Here is a 13,584-nt window from a genome sequence, read left to right as displayed (position 1 = left end):
GCCGCATTTGAAAGGACGTGGGAGCCGAATATCCGGCAATCGCTCTTATTTTGCCCCGAGTAACAGGAATTATGGGTTGTGATGACGAACTTTGTTGTAAAGTTAAACTACATAAGGAGTGGTTACAATTACTATAGATTATCATGGCGTTCGCCGTCTTGCCGACGACATTCGAGCAAACGTTTCCAAAGTTATGGTAGGTAAAGAGCAGCTGATTGACAGACTATTTATTGCTATGGTCACTTCTGGTCATGTTCTGTTGGAGGATGTGCCGGGTACAGGCAAGACATTGCTGGCCAAATCCATCTCGAAGTCGATTGATTGCACGTTTAAGAGAGTACAGTTCACGCCGGATTTGCTGCCGTCGGATCTGAGCGGCATCTACTTCTATAATCAACAATCCGCGACGTTTGAATTCCGTCCGGGTCCTCTGTTCACGAATATCCTTCTAGCCGATGAAATCAACCGGGCGACACCTCGTACGCAGTCCAGTTTATTGGAGTGCATGGAGGAACGCCAGATCAGCATTGACGGTGTAACCCATCAGCTGAAAGAGCCGTTTTTGGTGATCGCGACGCAAAATCCGCTGGAACAGCAAGGAACGTTTCCGCTGCCGGAGGCACAGCTGGACCGCTTTCTGTTTAAACTGAATATGGGATACCCTACCTCAGAGGAAAGCGTGAATATTCTGAAGCGATTTAAAGATGATCAACCCTTGGAGTCTCTAATGGCGATTGCAACGTCTGAGCGGATCGTACAAGCCAGACATATCGTCAGCAAAGTACATGTCAGTGATGTGATGTTATCCTATATCGTTGCGCTTTCCGAGCATTCAAGACGGGATGAGGCGGTTGCCTCGGGCGTAAGCCCAAGGGGCTGCCAAGCCTTATTGAAGGCGGTGCAAGTACAAGCCGTCCTGAAGGGCAGGGAGTTTGTTACCCCTGATGATGTGAAGGAATTGGCTGTGCCGACATGGGCGCATCGGCTGAAGCTTCGAGGGACGCTTCACAGCCGCGGCGGTGCGGCCGCGGCGGAAGAAGTGATCGAACGGCTGCTGCAGCAGGTTCCCGTACCGACAGAAGAAGGCATTTCGTCGTAGGGGGCGGATGGCGATGGGAGCCTATTGGATATTGTTAATCGCCGCTGTGGTCATCGTTGTGCAGGGCAAGATTTTCAAACGGACGGCACTCAAAAAGCTGAACTACAGCCGTTCCTTCAAGGTGTCGACCTGCTATGAGGGAGATTCCGTGGAATTGATCGAAATCATTGAGAACCGCAAAGCGCTGCCTGTGCCCTGGTTAAGAGTAGAATCCCAATTCCGCTCGGGGCTGGCATTTGATAATCAATTGAACCTGGATATCAGTGAGGGGCAATTCAATCAGAACCACAAGAGCTTCTTCAGTCTTCTGCCATGGACCAAGATCCTTCGCAGACATCGGATTACCGCTAAGCGCAGAGGTCTGTACAAGCTGGGTACGGTATCGATGACGACGGGGGATCTGGTCGGAATGGAGTCGATTGTCCAGAGCAAGACGTTATCCGGTGGCATTATCGTGTACCCGATGCCGATGGATGTGTCGGACATGGCCCTCCCGGTCCAGACCTGGATGGGCGAAATGCTGGTGCGAAGATGGATCTTGGAGGATCCTTTCCTGATATCAGGCGTACGCGAATATCGGGACGGCGATCCGCTGAAGGATATTCAATGGAAAGCGACCGCACGGACGGGCATCTTGCAGGTCCACAGGCGGGATACCACAGCGGACAGCCGACTCTTGATCTATCTGAATATAGAGGATCATGAGCAGATGTGGAGCAAAGCGACGCGGCCCGAGCCGATCGAGTATGGCATCCGACTGGCAGCGGGCATTACAGCTCATTTATTATCGCAGGGCATGGAGATCGGAATGGGAACAAACGGAACGCTTGGCGAGGATTCAACCGATGAAGCATTCGTCCCGGTTGCAGGCGGCATGACACAGCAGCATCTGATATTTGAAATGCTGGCGAGACTGGAGCTGACCCGAAAGGCTTCTTTTCATGATTATCTGGCCTCTGAACTGTCCCGGCATGAAGAGGCTAGAGATATCCTCATTCTAAGCACTTACGTCAGTCCCAGGCTGGAAGAGATGTTTCAGCGTTTTCGGGACCATGGGCACACGATTCAGGTATTTCCTCTCGGTGAAGCGCCGTCTCCTGCGAAGGAGGTGTCTGCATGACCTCTCGAGACACTGGATTTATAAAAACGTTCTTGCAGGGATTCGTGGAATGCGTGCTCTATTTTCCGGTACTCTTTATTCCGGCGTTCTATCTGCTGCCTGAATCGCACCGATGGGTATGGCCTGCCCTAGTATTAGGCGGGTACTTACTTGGCTACACAGGTGCGCGATGGTTCAAGCTGGATCGACAGTTTAAGGCAACCTTATGGGCGTGCCTGGTTTCCATTACGGCAGCCATCGCCTTTGTAGGCGTAGATATCACCCTTGCTTATTTCATCCCCCTTATATTTATTGCCAGTTATCGCGGCAGCCGAATGGAGCAGGCAAGCTGGAATCTGATGTTTCCGGGGACGTATTTCTTAATAGGATTGATTTTGTTCGGGGTCAGCAGTTTTATATTAAGTTTTATGGATTCATTCCAGGGTGGTATATCCTCTCTGACCTGGATGGGGGCAGCGGCGTTAGGATTAACCCTGTTGCTTGTCAATCGGCAGTTGGTGTTGGATGAAACACTGCCAGGCAATGATCAGCCCGTGTTGGAACGTCGGGTTCTGCGTTACAATCGCTGGTTTATCCTCGTATTGCTGCTTCTGGTTGCGGTGGTCGCCTTCTTGCCGCAGCTGCAGCAATGGGTCTCTGATATGGCGAGAGGGATCGCTGCATGGATCTCCGGATGGTTCAGCTCCGGTGCGGAGCAGACTCCGGAACCGCCTTCGTCGTCGGAGCCTCCTCCCGAAATGTCGTTTCTTGATGAAGAAACCAAGCCGCCGAGCCCATGGATGAAAGTATTGGAGCAAGTGCTGATCTATGGCGTGTTCACCGTTATAGGGATCGGGATGATGTATGTTCTGTTCAGGTTTGGCAAAGTCCTGCCTAAACTATATAGAAGATTCTCTGCATGGATGAACAGGATGATGAACAGACAGAACGTTCAGCCCTCGTTAGGTTATGAGGATGAAGTGGAGAATATTGAACATGACCCCGCATCCAAACGACTAAAACGGATGTTGTCCGGTATTCGTATCGGCGGAAAGTTTCGGGCGGGAGAAGGATCGGAGCATTTGAACGAGAAAATTCGCCGAATGTATCGGATGATACTTTCCCGAAGTATCAGGGAAGGCTATAATTGGAAAGCATCGCTAACGCCGCGGGAAACCGAAAGCGATCTTAAGGAATGGAATGGAAGGAAGGATCGTATTCCACAATCCTTGATTGAGCTTTACGAGGAAGCCCGATATGGTACCCGTACCATTACGGAGGAAGAAGTTGAACGGATACAATTGGATAGGAAGCATACATGAGGAGTGAACATCTTGTCGGTACAAAAAGAAAGCAACGCTGTTATTCACTACGGAGATCCCGCGGTCACCGGGGGAGTCTCCGTCTTTGATAAGGAATTTGACAAGCTATTTTATTATGATGGAACGGATCTGGGTTTAACCTACCAACCTGAAGAGTCCACGTTTCGACTGTGGGCACCGACGGCTAGCGAGGCATACGTCCTGCTGTATCCGGATTGGCAGGCAGCAGAAGCCCGGCGTTTCGCGATGACGCGTGATGTGAAGGGAACTTGGCTGCTGAAAGTAGGAGAGAATCTTCAAGGCATGTTCTACACCTACCAGGTCCTTATCGGGGATCAATGGAACGAAGCTGTCGACCCTTATGCTGGCGCCGTAGGCGTCAACGGGGATCGTGCTTACATCTTGGACATGGCCTCGACCGATCCTAAGCACTGGACAGAAGACAAACCGCCGCTTCATAGTCCTCTAGATGCCGTGATCTATGAGCTGCATGTTCGTGATTACACCATTCATCAAGGCAGCGGAGTGAAACATAAAGGCAAGTTTAAAGGTCTGGCGGAGACAGGTACCCGAGGTCCCGGAGGGATTCGTACAGGGCTTGATCATATTGTTGAGCTTGGGGCTACGCATGTAGAGCTGCTCCCGATCTACGATTTTGCGACGGAAAGCGTAGATGAAACCAGGCTTCATGAGCCGCAGTACAATTGGGGATACGACCCGAAGAACTACAATGCTCCCGAGGGCTCGTATTCTACGGATCCGTATGTGCCGGAGGTTCGGATTCGTGAATTGAAGGAGTTGATTCAGACATTCCACGATCAAGGGCTACGGGTCATCATGGATGTGGTGTATAACCATGTATATGACGGGTATCTGATCAATTTCACGAAGCTGGTACCCGGTTATTACCTGCGTTATACGAAGGACGGCAAATTTTCCAACGGATCCGGGTGCGGTAACGATACGGCATCCGAGCGTCCGATGATGCGGAAATTCATTGTGGAATCCGTTCTGCATTGGGTGAAGGAGTACCGGGTTGACGGTTTCCGATTTGACCTGATGGGATTGCTGGATGTGGAGACGATGAATGAAATCCGGACGCGCCTGGACGAGATTGATCCGTCGATCATCACGATCGGCGAAGGCTGGGTCATGAATACCGAGCTGGAAGAGAAGAAGCGAGCGAATCAGCAGCAAGCAGCCGTGATGCCGCGTATCGCTCACTTTAACGACGGATTCCGCGATGCCGTTAAAGGAGATATTTTTCATTTTGAATATAAGGGCTTTGTGAGCGGCGGCAGTGGAATACTTCATAAAGTGAAGCAAGGCATCGTGGGCGGCATTCCGTATTCCAAAGATATTAAGGCGTTTGCTACTGAACCGGATCAGTGCGTAAATTACGTGGAATGTCATGATAACCATACCCTATGGGACAAAATTATGCTGTCGACCAAAGGGGAAAATGATGCGACACGTCGCGATATGCACCGGCTGTCATCGGCCATGATCCTAACCAGTCAAGGAATCCCTTTCCTGCACGCCGGCCAAGAGTATTACCGCTCCAAGAACGGAGTGGAGAACAGTTATAACGCTAGTGATGAAGTGAATCGGCTGGACTGGGGTATGGCATCGGAGCACCAGGATGGAGTGAAATACATTCAACGGCTCGTTCAGCTCCGGAAGAATCATCCGGCATTCAGATTGAGGGATGCCGCGTCGATTCGTAAGCATCTTCGGTTTGAACCATGTCCTGAGCATGCTGTCGCTTTCACGCTTCGTGATCATGCGGGCGGCGATCCAGAGAAACATATCTATGTGCTCTATTATGCCGGACGGAAAGAGTCCTCCCTTGCTTTGCCTGAGCTGGGCGAATGGAAGATTCTGCTTGGCGAAGAGCATATTACGCGTTTAACCCGGGATTCCCTTGTTGTAGAAGGGATCGGTGCGGTTATCTTATCCTGTTAAATCTATACCGGCAGCGAATATTACCAAGAAATGAATAATGCCTGATTCTATGATCATCTGATATGCTGATGGTATCAGATGATAGAATAGAATCGAGGCGTCCCTTTGAAAAAATATTTCCTGTCACTTTGTTTGCTGCTGTCATTTTCATCGCTTTTTGGCCATCTACAGGCATCCGCGGCTCAAGCTCCTAGTCCGACCGGTTTTCACGATATCTCGGCAAGCTTTGCCAAAGACGCGATCCAGCGTCTGGCCAAGAGAGGTATCGTAAGCGGGGATGGCACAGGAGCTTTTTTGCCGCGAAATCCGGTTACCCGGGCTGAATTCATTGCCATGATTGCCAGAATGCTCAAGCTGGATCCTGTTCCAAACGATTTGTCCGCGTTTCGGGATGTTTCCAAATCCGCATGGTATTATGGCTGGGTTCACGCGGGACTTAATTTATCCATTGTTGAGGGGAATGGTTACCGGTTCTACCCGAATGCTTCCATAACAAGGCAAGAGGCTGCCGTGATGGTGATTCGTGCTATGAAAGAAAATGGATACTATAACGGAAATACGACCAACTACTATACGGATTCTGCTTCCATCGCGGAATGGGCTTGGAATGCGGTGGGTAAAGCGACGGATACAGGCTGGCTGCAGGGAAGCAAGGGACAGTTCAGACCCCAGGACGCAATCACCCGGGAAGAGACGGCAATGCTGCTGGACCGGGTCTTGCAGTCAGGAAATGTGCTGACCCAGATTAACCTTCAAACTCCTGCAAATGTTCATATGGGCTGGTTGTATAATGGTACGACCCAGCAATACATCACCTATGCCAAACGGGCCGGCTTGAATGTTCTGGTACCGCGCTGGTACTACATGGAGGCAAACGGCAAGGTGACGGACCATACCGACAAGGAGCTGTTGAATTGGGCTCACAACAACAGTCGGCAGGTGTGGGCTATGGTGGGAAACCGCGGGAATGCGGAAGGAACTCACCAAGTACTGAGCAGCGCTCAGTCCCGGAAGTCTGTCGTTGACCGTATTGCAGCGAATGTATCCCGGTATCGATTGGACGGGATCAATATTGATTTTGAGAACGTCATGCCGCAGGATCGCCAGAATCTGACGGCCTTTATCACGCAATTATCCATAGAGATGAGGCGGCTCGGAGCCAAGCTATCCATCGATGTTTCACCTGATCTGAATACGGATTGGACGGCTGCATTCGATTACGCAGCTCTTGGCACACAAGTGGACTATATGGTACTCATGAGTTATGACCAGCACTGGGGCGGTTCACCCAAAGCGGGCTCCGTTTCCTCGCTCCCTTGGAGCGAATCTGGACTGAGCAAGCTGCTGACCCAAGTTCCGGCGAAGAAGAGCATCATCGCGTATCCGCTGTACACGAGGGATTGGAAGATCGCTTCCTCGGTGTCCTCGCAAGACATTACATTGGCTGAGCAGGGACATCGCATACGCCTGAACAAAGCTTCATTCACATGGAATAAGAGCGTGGCGCAGTATGAAGCAGCTTATAACAGCGGCGGCATTCCGCATCGCATATGGACCGAGGAATCCCGTTCTTTATCGATGAAACATCTCATGGCCGCCAAATATCAGATTGCCGGTTATGCCTACTGGTATCCGGGCGCCGAGACGACGGACGTATGGCAGGCCATTCATAACGCGGAGCGTTATGCATCTTATTCGTTCCGGATCTAAACTTCAGACATGTTGTTGAATTCAAGACCAGCTTCGATGCGTGTGGTTGGTCTTTTTTTACTTGTAAAAGGGCCATTCCGTGATACAATAGTTGAAATTTAGATAGAATATTTTTCCTTTAGGAGTGATCACATGACCGTTCATGCCGAGGAACGTCTGGAGCAGCTGGGTATCAGCCTGCCTAAAGCAGGCTCGCCAGCAGCCAAGTATGCCAACTATGTCATCGTTAACGGGTTAATGTATGTTTCAGGCAAGGGTCCCTCAGGACAGCCGAGAGGGAAGCTCGGAGAGCATTACACAACAGAGCAGGGGTATGAATATGCCCGTCTGACCGGGATTGAAGTTCTGGCCGTATTAAGGGAAGGGCTGGGATCACTTGATAAAGTGAAGCGCGTGGTCAAGGTGCAAGGCTTCGTTAACGCAACAACCGACTATGAGGAGCATCATAAGGTGTTGAATGGATTCTCGGACTTGATGCTTGAGGTGTTCGGGGATCAAGGAATTCACGCCAGATCCGTATTCGGAGCCGTATCCTTACGGGATCAGCTGCCCGTCATTGTAGATTCGATCTTTCAAGTGGAGGAATAGGCATGGGACTCGTATTAAGGGAGCTGCAGGTGCTGGAGGATGAAAGTCTGCTGTTCATGGTCCAGGAAATCGGCCAGGGCGGGAACGGATTCGTTAATGGCTTAAATAGCGGGAGCATGGAAGAGTTCGCTTCCAAGGTGCTGCGCAATTACGAAATGGCGAGAGGCATCGATCTGCCGGAGCAGTATGTTCCCCAGACGATATATTGGTTATACGATAACGACAAGCCCATAGGATATGGTAAGCTGAGACATCGCTTGAATGACAATCTGCAAGAGCTAGGGGGACATATCGGGTATGTCATCCGGCCGTCGGAGCGTAGGAAAGGATATGGCAAGCGGCTGTTGGCGGAATTGGTCAAGAAGGCCAATGAGAAGAACATAAGCCGGGTCCTTCTGACCTGCGATGAATCCAATCTGGCTTCCCGCTGCATCATTGAATCGAATCACGGTGAGTTAAGTTCCATTACGAACGGGACGTGTAAATACTGGATTGAGACGGCTGCTGGGCACAACTAGGCGGAAGAAATGCCAAACAAATCATGTGCTTGGAGAGAGACAAGAAGAAGTTGAGGAGCGCTCCTCAACTTCTTCTTATTTCTTCAACCAGTCGAACATTCGGTTGATCGACGCTGCATGCTGCGGTGGCGGGAAATGATGTCCAAGCCCTTCGTACAGATGCGCTTCCGGCTGGTGCCCCTGTTCTTGAAGCTTGTCCAGCATCCGGTAACTATGCTCCACCAGGACTTGCTCGTCCCGCGTCCCATGGACAAGCAGGACGGGACATCGGATACGGTCTGCATAATGGATCGGCGATCGAAGAAGATACTGCTCAGGTACTTTGGCAGGCGTTCCGCCAATGACGCGTTTCATCATTCTGCGCAGATCTATCCGTTCTTCGTAGGTTTGTGCCAGATCGGAGACGCCGCTCCAGAGAATCATTTTGGATACATGTGGTGACAGAGCGGCTGCCACGGCAGCATTGATCGCACCGCGGGAAAAGCCCAACAGATGAATACGACGGTTATCTATCCAGGAAATGCTCGATAGCCATTCAATTGCGGAGATCACATCCATCGTATCGGCACCGCCGAATTCATCCCTGCCCTCGCTGCCTTCATTTCCGCGATAGGCCGGAGCAAACACGGCATATCCTTGCGCAGCGAATTCTTCAACCCACTTCAACCTTACAGCGCCAACCCGTCCAATGCCGCCGCGGCAATACAGGACCAAAGGAAGCTTAGGCTCAGTCACTGGCTTAGGTGGTTCGTGTGAAACAGGATCCAAGTTTAAGGAGCATGCCAGCGTGCCGGTTATTGTAACGCCGTGAATTGCGTTGAACGCTTTGGACATCTCATGGGCGACCGAACGGGGCAGTTGCGGCGGCAGACCAAGATACCCCTTGATATGCAATCCCTCCGAGACATAGTCAATATGATAGATCATCGCTGTGCTTCCTCCCGTGCCTTATATCATCATGTTGTATCGAATAAGGGCGCTATTATCTGATAGTTGGAATCAAGTAAGTATAGTATGTTCTTTCCGTTGAAATCAAGAATGGGATGTAAGAAATTACAATTTGCCAAATAGCTAAATATCTGATAAATTATTATCTTGGGCATATGAAATGCTCAATATCATGGCGGTCGTGGCGAAGGGGTTAACGCACCGGATTGTGGCTCCGGCATTCGTGGGTTCAAGTCCCATCGATCGCCCTCAAAGTAAGTATACATAAGGAGAAGGAGAGCCGAGAGGCTCTCTTTTTTCGTGGTTATCACCATGCAGATATAGATGTCAGGTCCTTCATAAGATGATATAATAATGTGGAAATCGAGGTGAATGAACATGGCAAAAAAGAAACAAAAGTCCCCCTTGCCGCGAACCGAGGCTGCCGATAAACCCGCAACGTTAAAGGATATGCTGGACCCTCAAGTTCTGGCGAAGTTGAAGGCAACAACCGAATCCTTGAAAGCCAATGAAGCCGAGCGGCTTGAGAAGGAAAGGCAGGAACGGGAAGCTGTTCGCAAGGCAGAACAGAAGCGGCGCGACAATGATTTTGAATATTTACTGGAACATAGCGAAATGGATTGGAAAAAATATAAGTGACAGGCAGCGTTATGCTGTCTGTTTTTTATTTTTGATATCAGACAGTAAACGTCGAAGCGTGAGCCTTCCTGATATCGGAAGATAAACTTCCTTTAAAAACGGTCTGTCTTCTGTGATCGTACACCGGGACCGGGAGATGTTTTCTTGTAACGAGGATCTTTCAACTTACTTGGATCGGTTGTATAATAATGGAACCTGTACCTTGGACATACATATGGAGGAAGATGAAAGGATATGGAGCATAGGCAGACTTTAATGATCGGGATTGGCGGAGGTTCGGGGAGCGGCAAGACAACGCTAAGTCTTAAGCTCAAGGAGAGGTTAAGCGAGTACCGGGTGGCGATCTTCCATATGGATAAATATTATAAGTCCATTAGACCCTTGGCCAAAGCGCCCTTCACCAATCAAATGTTTGAGGATTTTAACCATCCGGATGCCGTCGATATCGAGCGTCTGACCGCGGATTATGATCACGCCGTCCATAATGGCAAATACGACATAATTGTCATTGAAGGATTTCTATTGTATCAATTCGAATCCCTTCGGAACTCGCTTCATTTGAAGCTGTTCGTAGATTGCCCCGCGGATGAAAGAATGCTTCGCAGAAACCGGTGGTTTATAGAAAAGGGGCATAGCGAGGAAAGTGTGCTTCAGGAATATTTGCAGCTTGTAAGATACAGGCACGATGAATATGTTGAGCCTACCCGCTGGCATGCGGATCTGGTGATCAATAGTTCCCTGAAGGGAAATCAAGGCTTCAAGGTTGTGACGGATTGGGTTCTTGCCAGATTAGAGGAGAACAACCCCGCTTAGATAACCGGCGTATTTGTACTCGGTATCCTGAGCATTCTTGCAAGACCTTTCCATATTCATGTGAGGTGTTGATGTCATGCTGAAAGCGGGTTACAATAAGTAAGTTAGCATTAATGCTCGCTAGGAGGCGAAAAGAATGAAAGTGGAAATATGGTCGGATTTTATGTGTCCGTTCTGTTATATTGGTAAACGCCGTTTCGAATCGGCTTTGGAGCAATTCCCTAATAAAGATCAAGTTGAAGTGATTTACCGCAGCTTTGAGCTTGATCCCGGTGCATCGTATCAAGCCGGGGTTTCCATGGACGAGATATTGGCATCCAAATACGGCATGAGTATCGAACAGGCCAAGGCTGCGAACGCCAACGTGACCCAGCAAGCGGCAAGCGTCGGGCTTACGTATCAAATGGATCGCGTCATCCCGGCCAATTCATTTGATGCTCACCGCCTGGTTCATTTTGCATCCGGGCATGGTAAAATGAAAGAAATGACGGAGCGGTTGTTCCGTGCACACTTTACAGACGGCGAGAATCTTGGCGATAAGAATCGATTGGCCGATCTGGCGGCTCAAGTCGGCCTGGACCGCGATTTGGCTGCGGCCGCGCTCGAGAGTGACGATTTCCAGTCCGAAGTAAGGGCAGACGAAGCAGCTGCAGCAAATTTGGGAATTCGGGGAGTGCCGTTCTTCGTGCTGGGAGGCAAATACGCCGTGTCCGGTGCGCAGCCACTGGAAGTGTTCACGGACGCTTTGGATAAGGCTTATCGTGAAGCGAATCCGCTAGTGATGGTGAATGATTCCGACAGCAGCGACGGCATGTGCGCCGACGGATCTTGCGATCTGCCGGGCAGCGCGAAATAAAACATACACAGCAAGTAAGAGCCCGAAGCATCAGTAAGCGATCTTCGGGCTCTATTTATCCAGTTAAGAATGCACTAGTTATAATACATAGGAGGCAATATGCGGCATCTTCCATCTGAGGAACTTATCCAACGAATTCAAGATTCAGAAAACGATTATATGTTGGATCGAATGAAAGCAATCGAAGGTCGGACCGGAAATCCCGAAGGGGTCGAAATGAAACGCTTCGGCCATGCGCTGTGCTTGTACAGCAAGACGATGCCTTGGCTTTCTTTTAACACGGTGAAAGGACTGCGTTCAGAGGATCTGAATAACGTGGACGAAATCATCGACTTTTATCAATCGAGGGAGCGCAAATTCCAGTTCGAAATCGTGCCCGGCTTGGTAAATCAGGAATTCCTGGCTGCGCTTGCCGAACGCGGATTCTATCAATCTGCTTTTCATAATTCCATGTATATGAACCCGCAGGAGCTGAAGGAGGTGCCGGATACCGGAAATGTGATCAGAACAATAGACAAAGATGAATTTGAGGATTATGCTAAAGTTCATTGCCGTGGAACAGGATTGCCTGATCAAGGAATTCCATCTGTAGCCTCGAATAACAGTGTATTGTATTCACGACCGGGATGGAGCTTCTATATGGCTTATATCGAAGATGAGCCGGCCGCTGCTGGCGTCATGTATGTAGATCAAGCGACAGCGTCACTAACATTTGCGGCGACACTCCCGGAGTACCGCAGACAAGGATTGCAGCTGGAGCTGCTTCGCAGAAGAATACAGGAGGCGAAGCTTGCAGGGTGCGATCTTGTTGTCTCGCAATGCGCTTTCTTATCACAGAGCCATCGCAACATGGAATCGGTTGGCATGAAGCTGGGCTATGTTCGGACGACGTGGACCGAACGCTGATCTGAAAGTTAAGAGGAGTAAGGCAGGTGGAGCAGCCATGCAAGAAAACATGGATTTTCTTAACTTGGAATACTTACGTCTGGGCTCCGATAAACAGAAGCAAGCAGCCATGGTTATAGACGAGCTTAGACTATGGGATCATCTGAAACCCTATAACCCGATATTGGTGGGCACGATTCCTATCGGGATTGACATCGAATCAAGCGATCTCGATATCATATGCCATGTGACGGATTTTGCCTGCTTTGAACGAGAGCTCAAGACGCGTTATAGCGAAGATGTTGCGAATTTCACGTGCTCATCCCGTACCGTCAACAACGTGGATCGATCGGTAGCGCGATTTCGGTACAAAGGATGGGAATTCGAGGTTTTTGCACAGCCATTACCTTCAACGAGTCAGAATGGTTACCGTCATATGATTGTCGAATACAAGCTTTTGAAGCGGCTCGGTGAAACTGCAAGACAAGGGATTATCGAGCTGAAGAGGTCGGGTTATAAGACGGAGCCTGCCTTTGCGAAGCTGTTGCGTATCACGGGCGATCCTTATGAGGAGCTGCTCCAGATATATCATTGGCCGGAGGATCGACTTGACGCCTATATTAAATCTTATATGGACAAGGAGAATGGATATGAGTGACAAACAGCAGCTGCTGAATGAGTATTCCGCGTGGATCGGCAAAGTGAGAGGGTTCGCGGTACAGGAAGAGGGATTCTGGAACACCCCGATGGCAGAGGGGAAATGGACCGTACGTGATGTGGTGTGCCATATCATGCGGTGGGATGAGTATTTTTACAATGAAGCCATTTCCAAAATTTCCACAGGGGATGTTTTGACTGTCCGTCATATAGATTATGACACTTTCAATGAAGAGTCGAGGCAATATGCCACGACGTTATCAACGGAAACGCTGGTGGATCAGACGATAAGCGCTAGGGAGAAACTGATCCGGGCGATCGAAGCCTTGCCTGAAACGGCATATGAGTTGCGGTACACGGACGCGGACGGGCACCCTTTTGAGGTGGCGCAATTTATGCGGGATTTCATCTGGCACGACAACCACCATCTGGCTCAGCTGAATCAGGTGCTTCAAGTCGGCTAGTCGGCAATACTTAGCAGAAAT

General features: G+C 49.9%; 14 protein-coding genes and 1 tRNA gene. 14 read left to right on the top strand and 1 reads right to left on the bottom strand.

Annotated features, from left to right (window positions below; all coding sequences use genetic code 11):
* Positions 1–118: 118 nt before the first annotated feature.
* From BJP58_RS07615 to BJP58_RS07585, 7 genes are all read left to right on the top strand, one after another.
* Positions 119–1,099: an AAA family ATPase gene (locus BJP58_RS07615; RefSeq protein WP_194543459.1), complete on the top strand. Its 981-nt coding sequence runs from the start codon at positions 119–121 to the stop codon at positions 1,097–1,099.
* Positions 1,100–1,112: 13 nt separating this feature from the next.
* The gene (locus BJP58_RS07610) at positions 1,113–2,219 is read left to right on the top strand and encodes a DUF58 domain-containing protein (protein WP_194543458.1); all 1,107 of its coding nucleotides are present in this window, start codon (positions 1,113–1,115) and stop codon (positions 2,217–2,219) included.
* The gene (locus BJP58_RS07605; RefSeq protein ID WP_194543457.1) at positions 2,216–3,520 is read left to right on the top strand and encodes a DUF4129 domain-containing protein; all 1,305 of its coding nucleotides are present in this window, start codon (positions 2,216–2,218) and stop codon (positions 3,518–3,520) included. Before BJP58_RS07610 ends, BJP58_RS07605 begins: the two co-directional genes overlap by 4 nt.
* 12 nt (positions 3,521–3,532) lie before the next feature.
* Entirely contained in the window at positions 3,533–5,485 is a 1,953-nt protein-coding gene (gene pulA / locus BJP58_RS07600) for a type I pullulanase (RefSeq protein WP_194543456.1), read from the top strand.
* A 105-nt stretch (positions 5,486–5,590) separates the two neighbouring features.
* Positions 5,591–7,195: an S-layer homology domain-containing protein gene (locus tag BJP58_RS07595; protein WP_194543455.1), complete on the top strand. Its 1,605-nt coding sequence runs from the start codon at positions 5,591–5,593 to the stop codon at positions 7,193–7,195.
* A gap of 132 nt (positions 7,196–7,327) precedes the next feature.
* Positions 7,328–7,783: a RidA family protein gene (locus tag BJP58_RS07590; protein WP_127592381.1), complete on the top strand. Its 456-nt coding sequence runs from the start codon at positions 7,328–7,330 to the stop codon at positions 7,781–7,783.
* 2 nt (positions 7,784–7,785) lie between these two features.
* Positions 7,786–8,301 (top strand): GNAT family N-acetyltransferase, encoded by a 516-nt coding sequence (locus tag BJP58_RS07585; protein ID WP_194543454.1) that lies wholly within the window; start codon positions 7,786–7,788, stop codon positions 8,299–8,301.
* A 75-nt stretch (positions 8,302–8,376) separates the two neighbouring features.
* Here the strand turns inward: BJP58_RS07585 and BJP58_RS07580 are convergent, their stop codons facing one another.
* Positions 8,377–9,228: an alpha/beta hydrolase family protein gene (locus tag BJP58_RS07580; protein ID WP_194543453.1), complete on the bottom strand. Its 852-nt coding sequence runs from the start codon at positions 9,226–9,228 to the stop codon at positions 8,377–8,379.
* A 196-nt stretch (positions 9,229–9,424) separates the two neighbouring features.
* On the opposite strand from BJP58_RS07580, the gene BJP58_RS07575 reads away from it, so the two are divergent.
* From BJP58_RS07575 to BJP58_RS07545, 7 genes are all read left to right on the top strand, one after another.
* Positions 9,425–9,497, top strand: a tRNA-His gene (locus tag BJP58_RS07575).
* Positions 9,498–9,627: 130 nt separating this feature from the next.
* Positions 9,628–9,888, top strand: coding sequence for a YqkE family protein (locus BJP58_RS07570; protein ID WP_071220257.1), 261 nt, complete (start codon positions 9,628–9,630; stop codon positions 9,886–9,888).
* Between the two features lie 234 nt (positions 9,889–10,122).
* Positions 10,123–10,701, top strand: coding sequence for a uridine kinase family protein (locus tag BJP58_RS07565; protein WP_194543452.1), 579 nt, complete (start codon positions 10,123–10,125; stop codon positions 10,699–10,701).
* A 136-nt stretch (positions 10,702–10,837) separates the two neighbouring features.
* A complete protein-coding gene (locus tag BJP58_RS07560; protein WP_194543451.1) occupies positions 10,838–11,557 on the top strand; it encodes a DsbA family oxidoreductase in 720 nt (239 codons plus the stop codon).
* 99 nt (positions 11,558–11,656) lie between these two features.
* Positions 11,657–12,463, top strand: a complete 807-nt coding sequence (locus BJP58_RS07555) for a GNAT family N-acetyltransferase (RefSeq protein WP_194543450.1) — start codon at positions 11,657–11,659, stop codon at positions 12,461–12,463.
* Positions 12,464–12,500: 37 nt separating this feature from the next.
* Complete coding sequence (locus tag BJP58_RS07550; protein WP_194543449.1) at positions 12,501–13,100, top strand: DUF4269 domain-containing protein; 600 nt, start codon at positions 12,501–12,503, stop codon at positions 13,098–13,100.
* Positions 13,093–13,563, top strand: coding sequence for a DinB family protein (locus tag BJP58_RS07545; RefSeq protein ID WP_194543448.1), 471 nt, complete (start codon positions 13,093–13,095; stop codon positions 13,561–13,563). Before BJP58_RS07550 ends, BJP58_RS07545 begins: the two co-directional genes overlap by 8 nt.
* Positions 13,564–13,584: the final 21 nt, after the last annotated feature.

The sequence above is a fragment of the Paenibacillus sp. JZ16 genome (assembly GCF_015326965.1).
Taxonomy (GTDB): domain Bacteria; phylum Bacillota; class Bacilli; order Paenibacillales; family Paenibacillaceae; genus Paenibacillus_AQ.
The sequence above is the reverse complement of the archived record's forward strand: the minus strand, read 5'-3'. Positions and strand labels throughout refer to the sequence as shown.

What these genes read in the sequence shown, in the direction of transcription:
- BJP58_RS07610 (WP_194543458.1), top strand. Translation starts at nt 1,113, where the DNA reads ATGGGAGCCTATTGGATATTGTTAATCGCCGCTGTGGTCATCGTTGTG.
- BJP58_RS07605 (WP_194543457.1), top strand. Translation starts at nt 2,216, where the DNA reads ATGACCTCTCGAGACACTGGATTTATAAAAACGTTCTTGCAGGGATTC.
- BJP58_RS07590 (WP_127592381.1), top strand. Translation starts at nt 7,328, where the DNA reads ATGACCGTTCATGCCGAGGAACGTCTGGAGCAGCTGGGTATCAGCCTG.
- BJP58_RS07585 (WP_194543454.1), top strand. Translation starts at nt 7,786, where the DNA reads ATGGGACTCGTATTAAGGGAGCTGCAGGTGCTGGAGGATGAAAGTCTG.
- BJP58_RS07580 (WP_194543453.1), bottom strand. Translation starts at nt 9,228, where the DNA reads ATGATCTATCATATTGACTATGTCTCGGAGGGATTGCATATCAAGGGG.
- BJP58_RS07570 (WP_071220257.1), top strand. Translation starts at nt 9,628, where the DNA reads ATGGCAAAAAAGAAACAAAAGTCCCCCTTGCCGCGAACCGAGGCTGCC.
- BJP58_RS07565 (WP_194543452.1), top strand. Translation starts at nt 10,123, where the DNA reads ATGGAGCATAGGCAGACTTTAATGATCGGGATTGGCGGAGGTTCGGGG.
- BJP58_RS07560 (WP_194543451.1), top strand. Translation starts at nt 10,838, where the DNA reads ATGAAAGTGGAAATATGGTCGGATTTTATGTGTCCGTTCTGTTATATT.
- BJP58_RS07555 (WP_194543450.1), top strand. Translation starts at nt 11,657, where the DNA reads ATGCGGCATCTTCCATCTGAGGAACTTATCCAACGAATTCAAGATTCA.
- BJP58_RS07550 (WP_194543449.1), top strand. Translation starts at nt 12,501, where the DNA reads ATGCAAGAAAACATGGATTTTCTTAACTTGGAATACTTACGTCTGGGC.
- BJP58_RS07545 (WP_194543448.1), top strand. Translation starts at nt 13,093, where the DNA reads ATGAGTGACAAACAGCAGCTGCTGAATGAGTATTCCGCGTGGATCGGC.